The sequence below is a fragment of the Micromonospora sp. WMMA1363 genome, assembly GCF_030345795.1.
Lineage (GTDB): Bacteria > Actinomycetota > Actinomycetes > Mycobacteriales > Micromonosporaceae > Micromonospora.
The window spans coordinates 1-22,538 of record NZ_JAUALB010000015.1; the positions used below are offsets into that span (position 1 = coordinate 1).

General features: G+C 64.9%; 13 protein-coding genes and 5 pseudogenes. 10 read left to right on the forward strand and 8 right to left on the reverse strand.

Annotated features, from left to right (window positions below; translation table 11 throughout):
- The first annotated feature begins 749 nt into the window (after positions 1-749).
- A complete protein-coding gene (locus tag QTQ03_RS28995; protein ID WP_289281164.1) occupies positions 750-1,013 on the forward strand; it encodes a hypothetical protein in 264 nt (87 codons plus the stop codon).
- A gap of 159 nt (positions 1,014-1,172) precedes the next feature.
- Positions 1,173-2,279 carry a transposase gene (locus QTQ03_RS29000; protein WP_353890664.1) on the forward strand — a complete coding sequence of 369 codons (1,107 nt, stop codon included), beginning with the start codon at positions 1,173-1,175 and terminating at the stop codon, positions 2,277-2,279.
- On the opposite strand, the gene QTQ03_RS29005 is transcribed toward QTQ03_RS29000, so the two are convergent.
- The gene (locus QTQ03_RS29005; protein ID WP_289281166.1) at positions 2,266-2,673 is read right to left on the reverse strand and encodes a transposase family protein; all 408 of its coding nucleotides are present in this window, start codon (positions 2,671-2,673) and stop codon (positions 2,266-2,268) included. The genes QTQ03_RS29000 and QTQ03_RS29005 overlap by 14 nt on opposite strands.
- Before the next feature lie 546 nt (positions 2,674-3,219).
- Here QTQ03_RS29005 and QTQ03_RS29010 point away from each other — a divergent pair.
- Positions 3,220-3,321 (forward strand): annotated as a pseudogene (locus QTQ03_RS29010) (IS5/IS1182 family transposase); the annotation flags it as partial.
- 728 nt (positions 3,322-4,049) lie between these two features.
- Here QTQ03_RS29010 and QTQ03_RS29015 read toward each other — a convergent pair.
- Positions 4,050-5,450, reverse strand: a complete 1,401-nt coding sequence (locus QTQ03_RS29015; protein ID WP_289281167.1) for an ISKra4 family transposase — start codon at positions 5,448-5,450, stop codon at positions 4,050-4,052.
- 273 nt (positions 5,451-5,723) lie between these two features.
- Between QTQ03_RS29015 and tnpC the strand changes: the two genes are divergently transcribed.
- The 6 genes and pseudogenes from tnpC to QTQ03_RS29045 all read left to right on the forward strand — a co-directional run bounded on the left by tnpC (position 5,724) and on the right by QTQ03_RS29045 (position 13,133).
- Entirely contained in the window at positions 5,724-6,773 is a 1,050-nt protein-coding gene (gene tnpC, locus QTQ03_RS29020; protein WP_502889897.1) for an IS66 family transposase, read from the forward strand.
- Positions 6,774-6,881: 108 nt separating this feature from the next.
- Complete coding sequence (locus QTQ03_RS29025) at positions 6,882-8,087, forward strand: IS256 family transposase (RefSeq protein ID WP_289280776.1); 1,206 nt, start codon at positions 6,882-6,884, stop codon at positions 8,085-8,087.
- A gap of 35 nt (positions 8,088-8,122) precedes the next feature.
- Positions 8,123-9,076: pseudogene (locus QTQ03_RS29030) on the forward strand (IS1634 family transposase); the annotation flags it as partial.
- A gap of 388 nt (positions 9,077-9,464) precedes the next feature.
- Positions 9,465-10,751: an ISAs1 family transposase gene (locus QTQ03_RS29035; RefSeq protein ID WP_289276634.1), complete on the forward strand. Its 1,287-nt coding sequence runs from the start codon at positions 9,465-9,467 to the stop codon at positions 10,749-10,751.
- 432 nt (positions 10,752-11,183) lie between these two features.
- The gene (gene ltrA, locus QTQ03_RS29040) at positions 11,184-12,227 is read left to right on the forward strand and encodes a group II intron reverse transcriptase/maturase (protein WP_289281168.1); all 1,044 of its coding nucleotides are present in this window, start codon (positions 11,184-11,186) and stop codon (positions 12,225-12,227) included.
- A gap of 675 nt (positions 12,228-12,902) precedes the next feature.
- Positions 12,903-13,133, forward strand: a complete 231-nt coding sequence (locus tag QTQ03_RS29045) for a hypothetical protein (protein WP_289281169.1) — start codon at positions 12,903-12,905, stop codon at positions 13,131-13,133.
- 141 nt (positions 13,134-13,274) lie between these two features.
- Here the strand turns inward: QTQ03_RS29045 and QTQ03_RS29050 are convergent.
- Together QTQ03_RS29050 and QTQ03_RS29055 are read right to left on the reverse strand one after the other, a co-directional pair.
- Positions 13,275-13,612 (reverse strand): annotated as a pseudogene (locus tag QTQ03_RS29050) (transposase family protein); the annotation flags it as partial.
- 2,999 nt (positions 13,613-16,611) lie between these two features.
- On the reverse strand, positions 16,612-16,881 hold the full coding sequence (locus tag QTQ03_RS29055) for a hypothetical protein (RefSeq protein ID WP_289281170.1): 270 nt from the start codon (positions 16,879-16,881) through the stop codon (positions 16,612-16,614).
- A gap of 979 nt (positions 16,882-17,860) precedes the next feature.
- Between QTQ03_RS29055 and QTQ03_RS29060 the strand changes: the two genes are divergently transcribed.
- The gene (locus QTQ03_RS29060) at positions 17,861-19,105 is read left to right on the forward strand and encodes an ISAs1 family transposase (RefSeq protein WP_289279424.1); all 1,245 of its coding nucleotides are present in this window, start codon (positions 17,861-17,863) and stop codon (positions 19,103-19,105) included.
- On the opposite strand, the gene QTQ03_RS29065 is transcribed toward QTQ03_RS29060, so the two are convergent.
- The 4 genes and pseudogenes from QTQ03_RS29065 to QTQ03_RS30495 all read right to left on the reverse strand — a co-directional run.
- Positions 19,059-19,367: a hypothetical protein gene (locus QTQ03_RS29065; RefSeq protein WP_289281171.1), complete on the reverse strand. Its 309-nt coding sequence runs from the start codon at positions 19,365-19,367 to the stop codon at positions 19,059-19,061. The genes QTQ03_RS29060 and QTQ03_RS29065 overlap by 47 nt on opposite strands.
- Positions 19,368-19,634: 267 nt before the next feature.
- Positions 19,635-20,411 carry a D-Ala-D-Ala carboxypeptidase family metallohydrolase gene (locus QTQ03_RS29070; RefSeq protein WP_289281172.1) on the reverse strand — a complete coding sequence of 259 codons (777 nt, stop codon included), beginning with the start codon at positions 20,409-20,411 and terminating at the stop codon, positions 19,635-19,637.
- A gap of 528 nt (positions 20,412-20,939) precedes the next feature.
- A pseudogene (locus QTQ03_RS30805) lies at positions 20,940-21,941 on the reverse strand (ISL3 family transposase); the annotation flags it as partial.
- Positions 21,932-22,302: pseudogene (locus tag QTQ03_RS30495) on the reverse strand (metal-dependent hydrolase); the annotation flags it as partial. The pseudogenes QTQ03_RS30495 and QTQ03_RS30805, both read right to left, overlap by 10 nt.
- Between the last annotated feature and the right edge of the window lie 236 nt (positions 22,303-22,538).

The following is a 22,538-nucleotide window of genomic DNA, read 5'->3' on the forward strand; positions in this document are numbered from 1 at the left end:
CGAGTTGCTTCGGCGATGTTGGTGCGCCGTCGGTGTGGTGGTATCCGATTTGCTGTGTTCGGAGGGTGGCGAACACGGCAGGACCGTTGTGGGTCCTGGCCTGGTTGGTCTTCTTCACGTAGCGTGACGTTCTCGGACGTGATGTAGGCGGTTCTCGATATGCCATTCAGAGCGCGCCCAGGTGCCGAGGTCGGCGGGTTTGGCCTGGTCGGCGGGCAGCGAGATAGTCAGGTACTACTCCGTTTCGCGAGTGGTCTTGCCTCTTGATCGTGGCGGGTCCGGGTGATCCGGACGGCCTGTTCGGCGTTGGGAAAGCCCATCCCGCCGGGGTCTTGACGGTGAGTGCCTTGACGGTGCTGGTCTCTTTGCGGCCGTTACCGGTCTCGCGGGTCTGTGCCCCGACCGGCCCTGCGCCCAGGGCAGGGCCTTGAGCTGGCGAACAGCTTGGTGGGTTGGCCTTGATCGGGACCATCAGATGAGCGTCGGCGGAGGCGAGCAGATCGGCGTGCCCGGTCTGGGCGTGCAGCGCGTCGGCGACGACCAGGACGTCCTTCAGGGATCCCAGCACGGCCGCAACCAGGCGTAGTAGTGGGGTGAACGCCGGGATTTCGTTCGACTTCGCCGTGATCTGACCCGGATCCGCGGATAGGGATATGCCACCGCGTGGCATAGATGAACGGATGCCTTGCCAGCAGGGACGATTGGGTTGTCGAGACACCAATCCGCCGCTGTGGGAGGACACCCGTTCGGTGAAGAAGATACCTGGTTTGGCAGGTCGTGTCCGTGTTGGCGCACCGGACGCGTCGCTGACGCCGGTCTCGGGTGTGGTGGCGGTGGCCGAGTTGGTCGGCCGGCTGGGCGTGACCGCCGCGCTGGACGACGCCGTGGGCCGAATCAAGCAGCGGGATCGAGGATTGTCCGCGGAGAGTTCCTGGTCGCGGTGGCGCAGGCGCAGATGTGCGGCGCGCAGTTTGGGTGGGTCTGGATCGCCGCCGCGCCGATACGGCGGGTGAGGCGTTGTCCGCGGTGCCCACGCCGGCGGCGAGCACCGCGGTGGAGTTGGCGTCTCGGTTCGGTCCGGCGCAGGTGGCTGGTATCGAGGAAGGCATCGGGGAGATCGCCTGCCGGGTTGTCGGTTTGCTGCCGCCGCCCGGCGGGCGGTGCTGCGCACCGTGGGGCCACCATCGACCTGGACGGCACCGACGTCGAGGTGTACGGGCCAAGAAGGAAGGGATCGCCTACAGCTACAAGGGCGCCCGGCCGGGCGCCCGCACGTGGCCACGTGGGCGGAGGCCGGGGTGGTGACCGCCGCGGACCTCCTCGCCGGTGATGAAGACCCCCGCCCGGGAGCGGGCTCGCTGATCGAACGCAGCGTGGCCACCCTCAACGCGGCCGGGGTCACCGCCCGGCCGAAGGTCCGCGGCGATGTGGGCTACTTCGCCAAGGACATCGCGCAGGCCGCGGTGGAGGCCGGCTGCGACTTTTCCCTCGGAGTGACCCGCAACCCCGCGGTCTGGCGAGCCGCGGCCGCGATCCCCGACGATGCATGGCGCAAAGCCGAACGGATGAAAGGCGCCCAGGTCGCCGTGTGCGACTACGCACCGGCCGGCTGGCCACCCGCCACCATGACCGTGGTGCGGCGGGTCAAGGTCCACGCTACCGATATCTCGGCCGACCCACGCGCCCGCCGCCGGCGCACCATCCCCAAAGCTCAACTCACGCTCGCCCTGGACGGCCTGGTCGGGCACGTGTACGCGTACTCGTTCATCGCCACCAACCTGGATGTGTCCACCCCGGCGAAGACGGTCGCGGTGGAGGCCTGGCACCGGATGCGCACCGACATCGAAGATCGCATCCGGGATGCCAAGCACGGCGCCGCGCTGCGGCACCTGCCCTCCGGCAGCCGGGCGGCCAACACGGTGTGGATGTGGGGGGCGCTGCTGGCCGTCAACCTGTCCGCCTGGCTGCAGGAACTGGCCGGCCTCGACGACGGCGACGGACGAGGCCGCAACCACCTCGGCACCCTGCGCCACCGGCTGATCACCGTGCCCGCCCGGCTGGTCCGCCACGCCCGGCAGGTCACCCTACGGCTACCCCCGAGGCAACAGTTACTGGCTCAGTCCTGGCCCGGCTCGCCGGCTACCCATCTGGACCTGACCACTCGGCCCATCGGCCATGTCCCAGCCCACGGAGACCAGCGAACCCGGCGCCACCCGGGAAACCGGCATGCCCACCCACCGAAACACCCACACCACCCATCGCCTATCACCGATGCGTAGCGATCACGCCTCCGCTATCCGTGGATCCGGGTCTGAACCTGGGCGAGCACGATCCCGGTGCTGGTGTCGTAGGCCGAGAGCAGATGCACCTGCCGCCCGTCGGCGAGCGGGCACCCCGGGCGACCTTCCCGTCGATGGCGATGACGAGTCGCCCCCGGCGCCCGCCGATCACGACCGGCCCGGCCCGCTCCCGCAACCAACACGCGAGGACCTGCGACAACACCTCGGCGTCGAGCCGGATCAGCAGCCGCCACACCGTCGTCGCGGCCGGTACCCGGCCGTCGAACCCGAGCCGGGTCCACACCGACTCGTCCTGGAAGCGCATCCAGTCCGCGACCGCGGCGAACGTGCACGCCCCGGCGAGTACCGCGCACACCCGCCGCCGCCAGGACACTGACCAGCGGATACCGCCGGCCCCGCGGATCGCGCGGGTCGTTGATGACCGCCAACGCCACGAACAAGCTGCGGCGGTCACTGTCACGGTCGCTACCGGTGACCACAACCGGTGACGGCAGGCTGGGGGTCGGTGCGGCAGCACGATCTCGGTCAGATGATGACATCAGCGGGTACGGTCCTGTTCTCGATCACGGTTGTCTTCGCAAACACCATGATCACCAACGGGCCGTACCCGTCCCACATGGACCCCGGACCTCGCCGAACCCCCTGCGAAACCCCAGTTCAACCGCCCTTTGATCGACTACGCAACAGCCCTGACCCCTCGCCCGCCGCCGGTCACCAGGATCTTCGGACGTGTTGCGGTAGCCTTCACTCAGCAAGTGGCCTTCTGCGACGGGATGACCAGGACTCTCGACAAGCCCTATCCTCCCTGACCAGGGCTATGCGTTGTCGGTAGCTGCTGGTCACGGCGTTGATCAGGTCGTGTGATCGGCGGTTGGCTTGGCGGGTGGCTCGGGCGATGTTCGTCGCGCCGGTGGTGCGGAAGATCCTGTTCAAGCTGCGCTGCTGCCCACGGCGAGCGACCACGATCGTGCAGGCCATCCTCGTTCTGCACCACGTCGAAGCCGACCGCTACGCAGGATGAAAATGGCTGATAGCGTCACCCCAATGGATGTAATAATGATTCGTTGGCCTGCGATCAAGTGGCTAACTCTACTCAAATTCAGGATTGTTTCCAGCCTTTCCCGCCGGTCGTCTTCCGGCGTCCGTTCAGGCTGGTTGGGAGCTTCGATAAGCTTTTGATCCACTCAACGAGTTCTTGAGTCTCGTCGTTGGTGCTATCCTTCTTCTTGAGCGGAATAACAAGACTCCCTTTCTGGTCAAGTACGACATGCGTCGGCTCTATTGTCGCTCGCAAGAGGATGGAGCCGCAGCCAGTTTACTTTCCCCCACCAGGATAGGTTCTGTATAACATGTTGATGCTGTAAATCATGATTGCTTGACCGTTGATTCCTGAGCGCTTGCGCACTGCGGAGCCCTGGGGATCGGGAGTCAGGTCTGGACCCGGCTGCTCGTGGCGGCAACTGCCGGTCGACTTCCCGCCGTGGCTGTCAATCCCCTGAAATCGTGGAGGGCTCCGTTATGCGGCCTGGGCCTCCACGGCGCCGGCCGTTGATCGTTCGTAGTCGGCGGGGATCGCCAGTCGCAGATGGAGTGCCGGCGGCGTAACTGTTCAGCAGGTTCTTCATCGTCCGCTTGATCTTGTTGGTGGTTTGAGTCATCCTGACCGTCGTGTCCGACTCGCCGCCGTTGTGGAGCTGGTGGAGCGGCTTGCCCGGTTGGAGTAGGGTGCGGCTCCTCTGAGGTGATCGTCTATTGTGGGATGGCACCGCCGAGGTAGCGGCTGTTGTGGATGCGTTGTTGTTCCTGGGCCAGGTGCCAGGTCCAGTACTGGTCGAAGTCGCCGTTGCTGATCAGGGTGCGGAGTTTGAGGATTGCTTCGGCGCCGTCGAGCCCCAGCGAGCGCCGGTGACGTCCATACGATCTTTGACCAGGTGGCGGCAGGCGCCTTCGATCACCCCGGTGGCGATCGGCCACCCGTTGGCCAGCGCGGTCGGGTAGTCCAGGTACGGTTTTTTGGCCAGCAGGTAGGCGGCGGCGACATCGGCGGGTTTGCGTTTGCCGGGGTCCAGGCCGTGGTAGGTGGCCTTGCGTCGGATGGCTGCGGCGACTATGCCGGCCCGTCCGGCCAACACCTGCCGGGCCTGGGCGCGGACCCACCGTTCGGCGTTCGGGTCGCCCCTCCGGGTGGAAACACCAGGTGGCCTTCCAGAGGTACTCGATGACGTGGATGAAGTCCACAACAACCGGCAAGGTGATCTTGCGGGTTTTGGCCTCGGCGTGGATCCGGTCGATCTGGTGGGTGTTGCCGTCGACCAGGGCGATCCAGGTCCGAGCGTGGTCGGGGTCGCGGCGGCGGTCGGCCTCGGCGAACCCGGCGGCGATCACCGCCGCGGCGTCGTCGGTCACGCTGGCGTGCAGCCACTTGCCGGAGGTGACCGGCGCCGGGGTAGCAGTTTGGGCCGCTTCGGGGTCCTCGGGCAGGATGTCGGCGATGGTGCGCGGCTTGCCGGTCACGTCGAAGACCGCGGCGACCTCGCACATCCGCTTGCGGTTGCGTTTCTCGCCCTTGGACCGGCGGCCGGCCAGTTTCTGGCTGACCGCGGCCTTGGCGGTGCCCGCGCGGAGCCCGTCGGGGCGCATCACCACCCCTTTGGCGTCGAAGGACAACGCCAGCACATCATCATCGGCCGACCAGTCCGGGGCGTGGGCGGTGTAGAAGGCATCCACATCTATCGCCGCTGCGGCGGCCAACGCCTCGACCTGCCGTTTCCCGATACGCACCGTGGTGGCCCGCTCAATCGCGGCCGCCGCGTCGGTGAACGAGCCGCGGGCCGCCTCGGCCGCGGCCAACCGGCGCAGTCCATGCGAGTGCTTCTCCACGGGCAGGTTCAACACCGCGTCCGCCGGGTTCAGATCGGCCCGCGCCCGCGCCCGGTAGGCGATACGCGTCACCACCACCTCACCGAACCGGGTGGCCAGCGTCCGCTGCCGCCCCCGCTCGGCCCACCCCCGCAGATGGCTATCGGCGTCGGTCACCTCGTCGAGCCGTTCCTCCCGACTGGCACGAAGATCCAGACTGTCCTGCAACAACTGACACAGCAACCGCATGCCATCGGTATGCAGCCGCTCCTCCAGTTCGGCGTGAGTCATCCCCGCCGCATGCTCACGGACAGGAAGTCCACCATCGCGCCGAACCGCACGGATGAGCCGGCGAAAGCATCGTCCGCCGTCTCGGATGCGTACTCTTGCACCGGGCTCCCTCTTTGCTGATGTTCGTGTCTCGCAACCGACGAACATAGCGGGAGGATCCCTTTCACCATCACAACCAGTAACACATCCCCAGGCCACACAGCGTGTCGCCGCACCTCACCAGAGCCGCACCCGTTGGAGTAGGCGCTGGCTGAGCGGGACGCGCGGATTGAGGTGTTGACGCGGCGGGTCGCGGAGTTGGAAGCGCGGCTGCGCCGGGATTCGCGGACGTCGTCGAAGCCGCCGTCGTCGGATGGGCCGGTCAAGCCGCCGCCACGGTCGCGGCGCCTGCCGTCGGATCGGCCGCCGGGCAAGCAGCCGGGGGATGCGGGTTTCACGTTGCGGCAGGTCGAGACGCCGGACGAGGTGGTGGCGCATCGCCCGACTGGGTGCCGGTGTTGTGGCCGGTCGTTGCGGCGGGCGCCGGTGACGTCGGTGGAGACACGGCAGGTGTTCGACCTGCCCGACGTGCGGCTGCACGTGGTGGAGCATCGGTTGCGGCATCGCCGTTGCCGGTGCGGCACGGTGCCGATGGCGCCGGTCCCGGATGGGGTGGGCGCCCCGACCCAGTACGGGCCGCGGGTGCGGGCGGTCGGCGCGTATCTGGTGGGCTACCAGCATCTGCCGTACGAGCGGGCCTGCGAGACCCTGGCCGATCTGCTCGGTGTGGGCATGTCGGTCGGGGCCCTGGTCAGCGTGGTGGCGCGCACCAGCAGCGCACTCGGCCCGTTTCTGGACGTGGTACGCGACCAGATCTGCGCCGCGCCGGTGGCCCACTTCGACGAGACGTCGCTGCGGGTGGCCAGCACGAACGCGTGGGTGCACTCGGCTTCCACCGACACCCTGTCACTGTTCGTCGTGCACCCATCGCGGGGACGTGAGGCGATCACCGCTGCCGGGGTGCTGCCCGTCTTCACCGGCATCGCCGTGCACGACGGCTACACCCCCTACCGCCGCTACGGCCTCGCTCACCAGTTGTGCAACGCCCACCACCTGCGCGAACTCGCCGGGATCTGCGATACCGACCCGGGTCAGGTGTGGGCCGAGCAGATGATCCGGTTGTTGTGCGAGATCAACGACATCACCCGGCATGCCCGCACCGACGGCGCCCACGCCATCGACGACCGGCTACTGGGTGCCTACCGACGCCGCTACGACACCATCATCGCCGCTGGCAGGGCGGCCAATCCCAGCCCAGCCGGACACGGGGGACTGTACAAATAACGGCTGATCGACCGATCAAGGGAGAGACGCCAGATGACGACCGAGACCACCGTGGGACAGCCGGCCGTGGAGCCGGTGGGTGCGGTCACGGATGAGCAGTTGATCGCGATGCTGGTCGATCGGGCTCGTGGTGACGGGTTGAAGCTGACCGGCGAGGGTGGGCTGCTGCAGCAGCTGACGAAGCGGGTCCTCGAGTCGGCGTTGGATGGGGAGATCACCGACCACGTCGGCTACGACAAGCACGACCCGGCGGGTCGGGGTAGCGGGAACACCCGTAACGGCAGCCGGACCAAGACGGTGCTCACCGACGTCGGGCCGGTCGAGGTGCGGGTCCCACGCGACGCCGCCGGGACGTTCGAGCCGCAGATCGTGCGTAAGCGGCAGCGGCGTCTGACCGGCGTCGACGACATGGTCCTGTCGCTGTCGGCCAAGGGCCTGACCCACGGCGAGATCGCCGCGCACCTGGCTGAGGTCTACGGCGCTGAGGTGTCGAAGCAGACCATCTCCACGATCACCGACAAGGTCATGGACGGCATGGCCGAGTGGCAGAACCGGCCCCTGGACCGGGTCTACCCGGTCGTGTTCATCGACGCCATCAACGTCAAGATCAGGGACGGTCAGGTCGCGAACCGGCCGATCTACCTCGCGATGGCGGTCACCGTCGACGGCCACCGCGACATCCTCGGTATCTGGGCCGGTGACGGCGGCGAGGGCGCCAAGTACTGGCTGCACGTGCTCACCGAGTTGAAGAACCGCGGCGTGGCCGACGTGCTGATGCTGGTCTGTGACGGGCTCAAGGGACTGCCGGAGACGGTGGAGACGGTGTGGCCGCGCACGATCGTGCAGACGTGTGTGGTGCACCTGCTGCGCAACTCGTTCCGCTACGCCGCCCGGCAGGACTGGGACAAGATCGCCAAAGCGCTGCGGCCGGTCTACACCGCGGCGACCGAGGACGCCGCCACCGAGCGGTTCCTCGAGTTCGCCGAGGCGTGGGGCCGTAAGTATCCGGCGATCGTGAAGCTGTGGGAGAACGCGTGGGCGGAGTTCGTGCCGTTCCTCGCCTTCGACGTGGAGATCCGCAAGGTCATCTGCTCCACGAACGCGATCGAGTCCGTCAACGCCCGTATCCGCAGGGCCGTGCGAGCTCGTGGCCACTTCCCGAACGAGCAGGCCGCACTCAAGTGCGTCTACATGGCCTTGATGAGCCTCGACCCGACCGGAGCCGGCCGCCGACGCTGGACCATACGCTGGAAAGCACCACTGAACGCCTTCCAGATCGCCTTCGAAGGCCGGCTCACCCCGGCCAACAACTGACCACCTCAACAACCAAGATCAGCCGTTAACTTGACACTCCCATCACCGAGGTCAAGGACGGCCTGCGCGACTGGCGGCTCGGCCGGGTGGTCACCGTCTGCGACACCGGATTCTCCTCCGAGGCCAACCAGTCCTACCTGCGCCGGGCCGGCGGCCACTACATCACCGGCATCAAGATGCGCGAAGGCTCCCACCGCGCCGACCAGGCCCTGGCCCGCCAGGGCCGCTACCAGGAAGTACGCGACAACCTGCGCGTCAAAGAGGTCCGCCTCGACGGCGACGAGGGCAGACGCTTCATCATCTGCCACAACCCCACCGAGGCCGAACGCGATGCCGCCCGACGCGAAGACCAACTCACCGCGATCCGCGAGGAGTTGACGCGCATCAAGACCGCCCGGGAAGCCGACGCGACCAAGGCGAAGGCCAAGGCCGCCAAGACCGGCAAGCGCCCCACGGCCCCCTCGGACGCCCCGCACCGCAAGGCCGAGTGCGCGCTGCGCGACCACCCTGCCCTCGGCCGCTGGCTCAAGCAGCACCCCACCACCGGACGGCTGTCCATCGACACCGCCAAGGTCGCCGCCGAGGCCCGCCTGGACGGCAAGTACCTCCTCGCCACCAGCGACCCCGACCTGTCCGCCGAGGACATCGCGCTCGGCTACAAGAACCTCCTCGAAGCCGAACGCGCCTTCCGCACCCTGAAATCCACCCTCGACCTGCGGCCGGTCTACCACCGCCTCGACGAGCGGATACGTGCTCACGTGCTGCTGTGCTGGCTCGCCTTGCTACTGATCCGCGTCGCTGAGCGCCGCACCCAGCAGTCCTGGCCCAAGATCGCCGCCGAACTCGGCCGGATCCACCAGGTCACCCTCTCCGGCCCGGCCGGCAGCCTCCAGCAGACCACCCGGCTCACCGACACCCAGACCAAACTCTTCACCGACTGCGGTGTCCCGCTCCCGCCAAAGATGAGCAGCCTCAAGACCGCCGAATAGCCGCTGAGCTGGGAAAACAGGATCCGGAGCCGTGGGCAAACGGCCCCGAAGCCTCCCCACGCCCATCGCCCCAGGTCAACCCGCAGATCCGCCACCGCCGCATGCCCGCCAACCGTCGAAGCCGGGAGAGTCGCTCTGCGGGGAGAGGCTTTAAACCACCCCGAGCTGCATTGGCTAAAGACCGTTGTGGTGAACGTCGCGGGAAAAGGCGCGGCCTGATCGCGTCAGGTGGGGTCCGCACGGGCACGGCAAAGTCGGAGAGTGCTCGTGTGAGGACTTTGTGTTGTGGTCCAGAGTGGATTTGACGGGGCGGGCACGGCTCCGGTGATCTTGAGGTTGTCTACGCCTTCGGATCACCCTGTGGAGTACCGTGCCCGCGCCTGCATCATTGCTGATCAACGCTGTCCAAGACCAGCCGGACGAGCAGACACGACCGGTCCTGTTGGGCCGTAACAGGCAGGAAAGCCTGGTCGCGGCGCTGTCGGAGGTTTCTGATCCGCGGGACGCGCGAGGGATCCGGCATCGGTTGCCGACGGTGGTCGGGTTGGCCCTGGCGGCGGTGCTGGCCGGCAATACGTCGGTGTACGCGATCGGGCAGTGGATCGCCGGGTGTTCACAGAAGACCCTGAAGGTGTTCGGCGCCCGGGTGGCTCCGGCGACCGGCCGGTATGTCGGTCCGGATGAGAAGACGGTGCGCGGGTTGTGCGCCCGGCTCGACGGTGACGTGCTGGACGCGGTGATGGGTCGGTGGCTGCAGCGGCGTGCCCTGGCGGCGCAGCGGGCGAAGGCGCGGACCGGGGTACGGCCCCCGCGAGGTCGTAAGGCCCGTCGCCGGGCCAAGGCCGCTGGCCAGCGCCGCTGGCGGGCCAGTACACGCGGTCGGCACCGGCCGCGGCTGATCCAGGTCGCGGTGGACGGCAAGACCAGCCGCGGTGCGAAGAGCGCCGGCAACCCGGCGCCGCACCTGCTCGCCGCGTTGTCATGCGTGGGGGTGGTACTCGCCCAGCGCCAGGTCGACGGCAAAAGCAATGAGATCACCGCGTTCGTACCGCTGTTGACGCCCCTCGAGCTGGCCGGCCAGGTGGTGACGGCCGACGCGATGCAGACGCAGCGTAAGCATGCCCGATGGCTGCGCCAGGTCAAGGACGCGCACTTCATCTTCCCGGTGCTGGACAACCAGCCCACCCTGTTCGACCGGCTCGACGCTCTGGACTGGGCCGGGGTGCCGGTCACCGCGTGGAGCGTGGACGACGACCGGGGCCGGCACGAGCGACGCACCATCCAGGTCATACCCGCTCCGCCCGAGGTGAACTTCCCGCACGTCGCGCAGGTGTTCCTGATCGAACGGACCGTCACCGTCAAAGGCAAGACCAGCTACCAGGCGATGCTGTATGTCACCAGCCTCACCGCCGAGCAGGCCGACCCCGCTGACCTGCTCGCGTACGTGCGCCAACACTGGGGAATCGAGGTTCTGCACTGGGTGAGGGATGTGACCCTCGGCGAGGACGCCTCCCGGGTCCGGACCGGTAACACGCCACGCGTCATGGCAACCCTACGAAACGTAGTGGTCAGCCTGCTCAGAATCCACGACACCACCAACATCGCCGCCGCGCTGCGATACAACGCCCGCACGAACCGCCGGATCCTCAAACTCCTGGACCTTCTACCAGCCTAAACACCCCACCCGCCGACTTTGCCGTGCCCGTGGGTGGGGTCCGGGAAGATGAGCGATGGGCGCAGGCCCTCTGCCGTTGACGTGTCGAAATGAAGTCAGACGAGATCGAAACCGGGGTCGCAAGACTATTCCGGGATGAGTCTGGGGGATACCCGTTTACTGCCCAGGTGGTCTCCGGCATATAGGCAGCATGAGCCCGGACAAGGCTCTCGCATGGAACGTGTGAAGGCGCGTTCCGACACTGTCGCCGAATAGGCGGCGAGAGGGAGAACTCCAAGCGGCTAATCCGCGAGGAGCAGAGTACCGATGCGAGGCGCGCTGGCGGACTCGCCCGTAGTAGCTGTGAAGCCTCTGCGTATCGCAGTGGAGGTGGAGCCAAGGGGCGGGGTCGTCCTGGTGAGCGAATGTGATCAACCAGAAGGGAGGAATCGCATGAGTGAGCCAAAGTCTCAGGTCAAGTCGCACGACATACCGAAGCGTCTGGTATGGGATGCGTGGCTGAAAGTGAAAGAGAATGGAGGAGCGGCCGGGGTCGATGGTGTGACGATTGCCCAGTTCGAGGAAAACCTAAAAGGCAACCTTTACAAACTATGGAATCGCATGTCCTCGGGCAGCTACTTTCCCGGTCCGGTCCGAGCGGTGGAGATACCCAAGAAAGGCGGGACGAGGGTCCTCGGCATCCCGAACGTGATCGACAGGGTGGCGCAGACGGCGGCGGTCATGGCTTTGGAGCCGGGCGTGGAGAAGGTCTTTCACGATGACTCCTACGGCTACCGCCCCGGGCGGTCGCCGCTGGACGCGGTCAAGGTGTGCCGACAGCGGTGTTTCAAGAAGGACTGGGTCGTCGACTTGGACGTCAAAGCCTTCTTCGACTCCGTGCCATGGGATCTCATGCTGAAAGCGGTCGAGCGGCACACGGACTCGAAATGGGTCATGCTCTATGTGGAACGCTGGCTCAAAGCGCCGATGCTGATGCCCGATGGCACCCTCAACCCCCGGACGAAGGGAACGCCGCAAGGCGGTCCCGTATCCCCATTGCTCGCCAACCTGTTTCTGCACTACGGCTTCGATACGTGGATGGCCCGGGAGTTCCCGACCGTCTCCTTCGAGCGGTTCGCAGACGATGCGGTGGTCCATTGTGCGACCGAACGGCAAGCCCGTCAGGTGCGGGCGGCGATCGAAGGTCGGTTCGCCGAGATCGGGCTGGTGCTCCATCCCGACAAGACGAAGATCGTGTACTGCAAGGACAGCCGACGCCGCTTGGAGTTCGAGCAGGTGACGTTCACGTTCTGCGGATATGCGTTCCGTCCCCGGATGGCGTTCGACAAGAACCGGAAACAGGTCCAAGCCGCTTGCAAGCCATTAGCTCGCGCCTTCATAGCATTTAGGGGTGGTGCCTATCCGCGAAAGGGAATTACTGAGGATGAGCAACGATGCAAGGGTCAGGGCCGAAGATATCCTCCGACGCAACGTTGATGATCTGCGTCCGGCTTATCGAGCAGGTCCACTATTTGACGGTACATTGATCTACTGGGATGATGGTGTCAAGACTCTTACCCCATCTCATTTTGGAACGACGCCGCAGGCCGTTGTTCCTGACAACTCGCAAGGCCCAGGGGGAACTTTACCCCGAGACTTATGTCCATCAACAGAGTGGGCACGCTTGTCTTATCGGCAGGCGGAATAAGCGTTCTCCGCTGCAACTCGGGCGAAATTTAAAGCTTCACCAGAGTAGCGGATGGATGCTAAGTCAACTCCGACGCTCTAGGCGGGGATTGCCGAGGTGATCAAGCTATATGTGGTATGTTTTCAGTAGGTCTGCGTCGAGCGCGGCGCTTACGGATAAACAGGTATCGGATGGGGTAAGACCTTGGCTGGGTACTGATACGGAGCTACCGAGCAGTACCCAGCCAGGTTCACGCACGGACGGGTCTATCCCGGCTCAGGCTAATCGCTCCATCAGTGAACGACAGGGGTACACTTGAAATGCAATATAATGCGGTTGATTCTACCGGTGAAACCATCTGCCAATCTTGTCCGAATCGGGAGTTGGCGAACCATTCGCCGCATTCGGATGCAATGGTTGTTCGGTCCCTGCGGATACCCGTTATAGTTGACGATGCTACGGCCTTGGCGGCCAAAGAAGTCCGTATGACCAAGACCGCCTGGATCCGCCAAGCCATCGAAGCAGCCTTGGCTTCTCGGGTTGAAGACGATCAGATGATCTCTCGTGCTGAAGCGTTGCGTGCCATACAGCTTCTGCCGTTCGTATGTCAGAACGGAGACACGCAGAAACAGGAGGATCTTTTGGTCGAGAAGAAGATGTCCACCAACGGCCAGCTACCGTTGTTTTCAGTGCAGCGACCTGAATGCTCGCCGTGAGCGATCGAGCAACGAGCGTAGCCAGGACGATGACCGGAAGGCCCAAAACATGCCATGTGGTGGGACAGATCCGCACCGCCGGTGGACAGTTAACCGATGACAGTGGCTCGCTGCTTGACAGTTAGGCGCATCGGCTGTCTAGTCCGCGAACGTCATCACGTCGGCGCTGTTCAGCGCGTCGCTGATGCCGTGAACGCAGGCGGCGTTCAGGTCATGAGTGGTGCCGGGCAGCGCAGCCGATGCCCAGGCCAGCCGCCCGGCGGCGTCGGCGATGACCTGCACGTTGACGCGGTGGCGCTTGTGCTTGCGCCGGAGTAGTAGGGCCGCTGGTCGGCGACCCGGTTGACCGGGATCAGCGTGCCGTCGAGGGTCGCGTATGCCAGCTTGCGGATACGGTCCATCGCAGTAGCCACATCATCGGCGGCTGCGGCGAGGAGGTCGACAGCTTCGCGGACGTACCGCCAGGCGGTGGTGACGCCGTGTGACCCTTTCTGAGTAAGCATCACGCGCTACGGTGACGCAGGAACTCGTCCAGGGCCAGCTCCGTGACGGCCTGAACCGATGTCTCGTTTTGCTGTACAAAGGCCCGCACCCTGTCGATGAGGCTTTCCGGAACACGGGTGCTGAGCTGCACCCGAGGTTGTGACCGCCGACGTGGCGGCATCAAGGGTCTATCCGACGCTTCCGGTGATGCCGGTGATGCCGCCATTGGGACCATGGGCATAATCTGCCTTTCAGCTCTACGCCGACCAACGACTGTAACTACGCTCTATGCCACCAGCAGCTTACTGGACAGGGCATCGTCTCCTGCTACCGCTCACGTGGCACCAGCCAGGACCCCCCGATCTCCATGAGGTATTGAGCGCGACCTTTTATCAAAGCCGCAACCTGCATGAGTTTCTGGAACTCCGCCATGAGTCCGCGATGCTTCCGCACATGTTTCGGGCGCCGATCCAATATCAAGGAATCAGCGATAGATCTGCTTTCAAACAGACGATCCGCCTTGATCCCTTGCATACGAGCTCGGGCGCTAAGCCGCACATACCCGAGGGATATACCCTTCTACTTGCTTTAAAGCCGCAGCGGCCCGCCACCGTTCCATTAGCATCCTACGTCGAAAATCACCAGCCTAATTACTCTAGTTCGGCACGCTGCTGGTGACCGACGTCGGTCCCGCACGGGAGAGTTCCAGGGCTGTTCCGCCGCCCAAGCGGAGAGAAGGTACTGGGCGGCGGGCCAACCCTATCGGTTGCGTGTAGCGCAGATGCCCGAGCAGACGCAAGAAACTCAGAATCTCGGTGAAGTTGAGTGAGCTGGCTGACAGCGCCCTAGGTCGCATCATCGCATCGTAAGGCGATTCGTGGTCGGGAGGTAACGGAAAGCCAGCGATCAGAATCAGGGCAACGAAACTCTAGGGGAGTTTCGCGTCGTGACGTGATGGCCCTGAAGGATTGTTTCTGGAGACCTGTGCGACCTTCCGGGCTGGCAACCGTCGGTAGTTAGAGGCCTGGGCCTAAGTCGCACCCAGCGCATCCCGCCCCATCGCCTTTGGCGACGAGAGCTGAGTCTGGGTTGCATAAGGCATAGTAACTCCGCTGTTTTTGTGGAGAAGCTAAACCGGATGAGACTTGCCCCTGTAGACTAACTATCCTTTGTCTAGTCCGTGCTCCCAACTCACTCACACGAGGGCCAACCAGAAAACTTAGAGATGCGGTGGGATCACTCCCGGTAGGGGTCCCGTGGAGCACGGGTTCGCCGCGGATCTTCGTGGGGGCCGCTCTGCCGATGAGCTGCTCGGTCGGAGTTCCGATCCCGCCAGCCAGTCGCCACGCCGCCGGACGCCATCAGAGCCGCATAGGAACGCTCTAGCTCCTCTCTTATGAGATGAGCCAGGAAATGAGATCGCTCCAAATTCCGACGGAGGTGTTCGGATCGATAGGCTTGCTCAGGACCTTCACGCAGTGGATATGTTTGTGCTGGTGCGGGTTCCCTACGGAGATGCTCCTGATCAGGGGTGGGGGCGGATGGTCCGGTACCGTAGGTGTAATCGGTTCGGTCGCTTGGTGCGGGTTCCCTACGGAGATGCTCCTGATCAGGGGTGGGGGCGGATGGTCCGGTACCGTAGGTGTAATCGGTTCGGTCGCTTGGTGCGGGTTCCCTACGGAGATGCTCCTGATCAGGGGTGGGGGCGGATGGTCCGGTACCGTAGGTGTAATCGGTTCGGTCGCTTGGTGCGGGTTCCCTACGGAGATGCTCCTGATCAGGGGTGGGGGCGGATGGTCCGGTACCGTAGGTGTAATCGGTTCGGTCGCTTGGTGCGGGTTCCCTACGGAGATGCTCCTGATCAGGGGTGGGGGCGGATGGTCCGGTACCGTAGGTGTAATCGGTTCGGTCGCTTGGTGCGGGTTCCCTACGGAGATGCTGCTGATCAGGGGTGGGGGCGGATGGTCCGGTACCGTAGGTGTAATCCGTTCGGTCGCTTGGTGCGGGTTCCCTACGGAGATGCTGCTCCTGAGACGCGGAGCTAACCATATCTCTTTCCTCTCTCTACTCTAGCCCATTGTGCAATTAGCGGCGAGGCGCATTGGCTTTCAATTCCATCCTACAGCTGCCAAACGCGCACATGTAAAAAACCCACATATCCCAAACACGCAATAATAACTACGGTCAGTATCACCAATGCCAGTATCTGGATAGCGCCAAGTCTGGGCCATCGATACCAATTGGACTCTAGTCTGCACCTCGAGGGGCAGGTTCTGTCTGCTTCGTACCTCGAGGGATAGGCTCTGTCTGCTTCGTACCTCGGCGGATTCTCCCTGTCCGACTCGTACCTCGGCGGATTCTCCCTGTCCGACTCATATCGGGAGGCAAGAGGCCTCTCCGGTTCCGGATCGTATGCCATAATATTCCCTCTAGTGCCCCAAGATTACCTGGATTCCGTCTGGATACGCTCCTCGGCCAGCTTTCCATCCATATTGCTACTCGATCGAGCCTGCAGGTGGGCCGCTCAGTGTGATCTGTGAGGATTGCGCGTCGCGCAGGTTCCTCGGGACCTACGAGCCTCTGATTCACAACTTTGGGACTGACCGAGATCGGCGAATTGCCGGGCATTGCTCTCTTCACTTGCCTTCCAGAGGTGCTCCGCGCCCACTTTGGCAACCTTGGCCTGGGTTGCAACCCCGAAATGAGATCGGTAAGCTTCTTCGCGATATCGAACGCGCCTTTATAGAGCGTCGGCCTCCTCCATCCAAATACTCCACATTCTGCCACCACTAAACCTCTATCGGCTCCCTGATTGGAGCAAAGCTTTAGCTACGCATGGCGAAGCCTTCGGAACGTCAAACAGAGATGCCCGCTGACCCCAGCGAAGCAGTGTGCCCGCTTGCCTTCTGTCGTACTGGTGCGACAGAAGGCGGCCTTCTTTGCCCCGAAAAGAAGGCTATCAGAAGAACGTGCAGCGCTTGAGCCGATTCGCAACTTACTCAGGCCATATGGCCGTAGCAAGTACTACAACTGTATTCCTTCTGCGGACGGTTAACCTCGCGCCTTGATGAACTCGTTGTGGTGGCGGGTCGAGCACGTGAAAGTGCCCGTCCGCGGTGTCGACCACCTTCTGACGATCGTCCGCAACCGGCTCAAGCGCATCCAGTACCGCCCCGACCTGCTCGACGGCTTTCTGATCCACGCCGGCCTTACCCTCGAACCCCGACTCAACCTGACCATTCAGGATCTTTACCCCGTCCGTCACCGGCGCACCCCGATGACGGACGGGAGCGGAAGCAGGGGCGCCCGCCTTCCCGAGGCTGACCGGCCCCCCATCGGTCCCAGAGAGGTGCGCATTCGAACCCGACTTGGCTCATTTAGAGCTCCTAACTCTTTGAGCGTTGGAGTCGGTGCCAGAAGATGATGGCGTCGGGAAATCTTGTCGACCAGGGGCATGGGCTGGGTGGCGTCGTGGCGGTTGCCGCCGGTTAGGCCTGCTATTCGTCCGATCCTCTGGATCGTTCGCGGTAGATAGCACATCGGACGTTGTGGGCCAATCGGTTGTGAGGAACTTCGTCTTCCCCATCGTCTCTGAGTCGAGAGTCATCATAGGCCCCGGCAGATGGATACCGCGAGTGGGAGACCTCAGTTAACGCCGCGAACCTATCCACCGGGGCCGTGATGTGCAGTCCAGAAGACCTGCCATGGTGCACCTTCTTCGCCGGCCTCTGAACGCCAGGACTGGAGACTTACTGCCGATCTAGGCCGACGAAGACTGGTTCCACACTACTCAACTCGACCTACCCCAAATAGCCGAACAGGAAACTCGGCCGAATAATACAACTGTAGTGCTAATACGATCGTACCTGGAGGGCATTTGATTCACGTACTTTTGATACGGGAGCGCCAAGCTAGCAGCCTGATCTTGGTTGTTGAGGTGGTCAGTGGTTGGCCGGGGTGAGCCGGCCCTCGAAGGCGATCTGGGAGGCTTTCCAGCGCATGGTCCAGCACCGGTGGGTCGAGGCTCATCAGCGCTATGTAGACGCACGCGCTCGTTCCGGGCCGCTGCCGGTCAAGGAACGGATGATCCCAAGGGCTGTTGCGTAGTCGATCAAAGGGCGGTTGAACTGGGGTTTCGCAGGGGGTTCGGCGAGGTCCGGGGTCCATGTGGGACGGGTACGGCCCGTTGGTGATCATGGTGTTTGCGAAGACAACCGTGATCGAGAACAGGACCGTACCCGCTGATGTCATCATCACTGACCGAGATCGTGCTGCCGCACCGACCCCCCAGCCTGCCGTCACCGGTTGTGGTCACCGGTAGCGACCGTGACAGTGACCGCCGCAGCTTGTTCGTGGCGTTGGCGGTCATCAACGACCCGCGCGATCCGCGGGGCCGGCGGTATCCGCTGGTCAGTGTCCTGGCGGCGGCGGTGTGCGCGGTACTCGCCGGGGCGTGCACGTTCGCCGCGGTCGCGGACTGGATGCGCTTCCAGGACGAGTCGGTGTGGACCCGGCTCGGGTTCGACGGCCGGGTACCGGCCGCGACGACGGTGTGGCGGCTGCTGATCCGGCTCGACGCCGAGGTGTTGTCGCAGGTCCTCGCGTGTTGGTTGCGGGAGCGGGCCGGGCCGGTCGTGATCGGCGGGCGCCGGGGGCGACTCGTCATCGCCATCGACGGGAAGGTCGCCCGGGGTGCCCGCCTCGCCGACGGGCGGCAGGTGCATCTGCTCTCGGCCTACGACACCAGCACCGGGATCGTGCTCGCCCAGGTTCAGATCACGGCGAAGTCGAACGAAATCCCGGCGTTCACCCCACTACTACGCCTGGTTGCGGCCGTGCTGGGATCCCTGAAGGACGTCCTGGTCGTCGCCGACGCGCTGCACGCCCAGACCGGGCACGCCGATCTGCTCGCCTCCGCCGACGCTCATCTGATGGTCCCGATCAAGGCCAACCAACCCAAGCTGTTCGCCCAGCTCAAGGCCCTGCCCTGGGCGCAGGTCCCGGTCGGGGCACAGACCCGCGAGACCGGTCACGGCCGCAAAGAGACCCGCACCGTCAAGGCACTCACCGTCAAGACCCCCGGCGGGCTGGGCTTTCCCAACGCCGAACAGGCCGTCCGGATCACCCGGACCCGCACGATCAAGGGCAAGACCACTCGCGAAACGGAGTACCTGACTATCTCGCTGCCCGCCGACCAGGCCCAACCCGCCGACCTCGGCACCTGGGCGCGCTCTGAATGGCATATCGAGAACCGCCTACATCACGTCCGAGACGTCACGCTACGTGAAGACGCCCACCAGGCCAGGACCCACAACGGTCCTGCCGTGTTCGCCACCCTCCGTAACACCGCAATCGGATACCACCACACCGACGGCGCCACCAACATCGCCGAAGCAACTCGCCGGGCCAGTCACCGCCCACACGAGCTCATCGACGCCGTGACTACCGGAAAACCGACCGTGACCAGCAGCAACACGACAATGCAATAGCCCTGCGCTCGGCCCACCCCCGCAGATGGCTATCGGCGTCGGTCACCTCGTCGAGCCGTTCCTCCCGACTGGCACGAAGATCCAGACTGTCCTGCAACAACTGACACAGCAACCGCATGCCATCGGTATGCAGCCGCTCCTCCAGTTCGGCGTGAGTCATCCCCGCCGCATGCTCACCGGACAGGAAGTCCACCATCGCGCCGAACCGCACGGATGAGCCGGCGAAAGCATCGTCCGCCGTCTCGGATGCGTACTCTTGCACCGGGCTCCCTCTTTGCTGATGTTCGTGTCTCGCAACCGACGAACATAGCGGGAGGATCCCTTTCACCATCACAACCAGTAACACATCCCCAGGCCACACAGCGTGTCGCCGCACCTCACCAGAGCCGCACCCGGAGGAAAAGGACTCACGGTAGACGGCCCCGCCGACACCACGTCAGAGGGATCCACACCAGTCGAGCGGGCGAGCGAGGCCGACGTTGGGTTCCGCGTCGCGCCGGGCAACCCGGCGACCTCTTTCGCCAGCGACTCAGCCGACTCCGCAGGCCGGGGCTGACCAGTCGGTCGTGTTAGGCCTGTTGTCGCTGTTGTTCTCCCGGCGGGAGTCCACGTGGACATGGTCGTTGTGGTTTGGGTATCCCGGCCCGAGGATGCCGCTGAAGCCGTGGTTACGGGCTTCTCGGGCCACCTCGCACAGTGACGAGGTACGCGATTGCAGGTCGGCCGCCTTGCCGTAGAGGTGCTGGCTGTTCGACACACCGCCGACCTGCCGGTTGCAGGCGATGTCGCGAAAGCCACTGGTCACGTAGAGCGGCTTGTCACCAAGGCTGCGCCGCAGCGCCTCCAGCTTCCACATCGTACGTACTGCGGCTTCCCGGGTGGCGCTCGCGGACAGCGGCCCACCGCTCCACCCGCCCTTGCCACACCCGTTGTCCAACTCGCTGTAGCTGAAGTGCTGCGGGGTGCAGTCATCGTCTTGCAGGCTATAGATCTTGGCGAACGTCTGCGGACCGGCGATGCCGTCAACCCGCAGGCCGTACGCGGACTGGAAGCGCCGGACCGCGGCGGCCGTCTCGGGGCCATAGATGCCATCGATATGGACGATGTTTCGGTAGGCGGCCCAACCCGCCACCCGGATCTGCAACTGCCGGACGTCGTTGCCGGAGCGTCCCTGCTTAAGGGTTCTTGTCCAGGTGTAGCAGCCGTCGGCGTGGGCCGCCGGCGCGGCGACCACCGTGGCGACCGCCGTGCCGGGCAATGCCAGCACGAACGCGACGACCATCCGTTTCAGAGCATAGAAATACATCGAAGTCCTTCGGTAGAGAGCGAATCAGGCGTATGCAGGTCATCAACCGAAGTGACCTGTGCACCTCACTTTCACGGCCGTCGGGAAGCTCATGAGAAAAAATTAGGATTTTTTTTCCACATTCACCCTACTGGGCGGCCGACATGAATACGAATGTATTAGTAATACATTCGTATTCACGAACGCGCAGCATATTCGCCACTTTCGCCTCTAGGTTTAGTTGCGAGAATCCCGGATAAAGGCTCTACGAAATTAGCGGGGGTTGAGGTGTCCTCGGGTTTGTCGGGTGGTGGCTGTCGGTTCTCAGCTGAAGTGGCGAGCGGGCGGCGCGATGGCGAACCGGGTGGCGAACACCGGCCGGTGTCTCAGCGAAAGTGGCGGAGACCCTGCTCCGGCGGCCCGCCGGACGCTCGCGGCACGGAAATCCGCCAGATCAGATGAGAAGCCGGCCCGACTCGTCGACGGGCTCGCATGTGGCGAAGGGCAGGTCAGCGCGATGACGGACCGACAGATTGAACGAGAAGCGACAGTGGCGCAGCGGGTGCGTAGTCGCTGGTTGACGGGGTTGCGGAAGCCGTAGGCGTCGCGGGCGACGGTTTTGATCACTCGGTTGGTGCCTTCGGAGCCAGCGTTGGTGATGCCGGTGTGGAGGAAGGCGAGGATCTGGGGCCACCAGGTCTGCACGGTGGTTGCCAGGCGGGCGAGTTCGGGCAGATCGGCGTGGGCGCAGCGGCGGTAGAAGCGGTAGAGCAGCTCGGCGACGCGTTCGCGATTGGGGTTGACGGGCCAGCGCGAGCAGGTCGAGCAGGTCTTCCTTGGCGTTCCAGGCGGCCAGGATCGGCGCCCCGATGCGTGCCGGCAGCGCGGCCAGTTCGGCTTCGAGGTCGTCGACATGCTCGGCGCGCATACGGGCGGCCGATCGGGTCAGCCGGTTGCGCAGTTCCCACTCGCGGTTGCCTTTGCGTCCGCGTCGGCCGCGGACCTGCACGGTGACCCGGCGGCGGACCCCGGTGACGGTGGCGTTGGCCAACTGCACGAGGTGGAAGTGGTCGACGACGAGTTGGGCGTGCGGCAGGACCCGCTCGATGGCGGACTTGAAGATCGTGCACATGTCGATCGCGACGTAGCGGACCTGATCACGCCACGTCGGCGGGCGTGCCAGGAGCCAGTCGGCCACGACCTGGGCGGTGCGGCCCTCGACCTGCCCGAGCAGTCCCCCTGCCCGCCCGACAGATCCACAAACCCGACGTGCCAGCGGTCGACCGTGCTCTGCCAGGCGCCGGTGGCCTCGTCGAGGACGAACTTCGGCCTGCCCCGGCGAATCTCATCGATGCCCAACACCTCGACAGGCTGCGGCTGGACGGGCAGCACGGCAGCGGCATGCGCGGCGAACGCGGCGGCGACGACCGGCCACGACAGGTCATGATCCCGGGCCGCCTGCACGACAGCGCGTCCATCGTCAGCGACCGCAGCGCCGGACGCCGCCCGCAACCGCGCGGTCAACCTCTTGCGAGCCGGTACAGCAGCGACACCAGCAGGCCGGCGGCGACCGCGAACAGCAGGGTGTGCGTGACCGCTCGGTGTCCGCCTCGGCCAGTGCAGCAGCGGCAGGAGGCCGTCCGCAGCGCTGCCGCGCCCGCCGCTGTGCCCCGGGCGATCAGCCGGGTTACCGGACCCAGCGACCGGGCGATGACCGACCCGGGGTGATCGACGTCTGGCGGTAATGCACCGTGGTGACGGCTGCGCCGACCACCACGGTGCCCACCGCCGGTCGTGCTCCAAGCCCCGCTGCCAGCGCGCAGCCGCCCAGCCAGGCCACCGCCCCGGACAGCGCGTGAGAACGCTCCATCAACTGGGTGATGCGCCGCAACCGCATGACGTGGAGGGCCATCCAGCGAGGCTGCGCACCCCGCAAGGGTGGCGGCCCATCGCCTTCGACGGGGTCGAACTGTTCAAGATCGCGAAGGTCCCCGTGACCCGACCGCTATCGCGGCAGGAAGATTCCGAATCCCTGGCAGCCCAGACCGGCAAGCCCGTCCCAACGGCATGACCTCGTGGAGAGCCCGGTGCGGTGAGAGTCGCACGCCGGGTTCGGCGGGCGGGTCCGGGAAACGGACCGCGAGCAAT

Bases quoted from the DNA above. Each gene is read 5' to 3' on its own strand.
- QTQ03_RS29045 (WP_289281169.1), top strand. From the start codon at position 12,903: ATGACCAAGACCGCCTGGATCCGCCAAGCCATCGAAGCAGCCTTGGCT.
- ltrA (WP_289281168.1), top strand. From the start codon at position 11,184: ATGAGTGAGCCAAAGTCTCAGGTCAAGTCGCACGACATACCGAAGCGT.
- QTQ03_RS29060 (WP_289279424.1), top strand. From the start codon at position 17,861: ATGTCATCATCACTGACCGAGATCGTGCTGCCGCACCGACCCCCCAGC.
- QTQ03_RS29070 (WP_289281172.1), bottom strand. From the start codon at position 20,411: ATGTATTTCTATGCTCTGAAACGGATGGTCGTCGCGTTCGTGCTGGCA.
- QTQ03_RS29015 (WP_289281167.1), bottom strand. From the start codon at position 5,450: ATGACTCACGCCGAACTGGAGGAGCGGCTGCATACCGATGGCATGCGG.
- QTQ03_RS29025 (WP_289280776.1), top strand. From the start codon at position 6,882: ATGCTGGTCGATCGGGCTCGTGGTGACGGGTTGAAGCTGACCGGCGAG.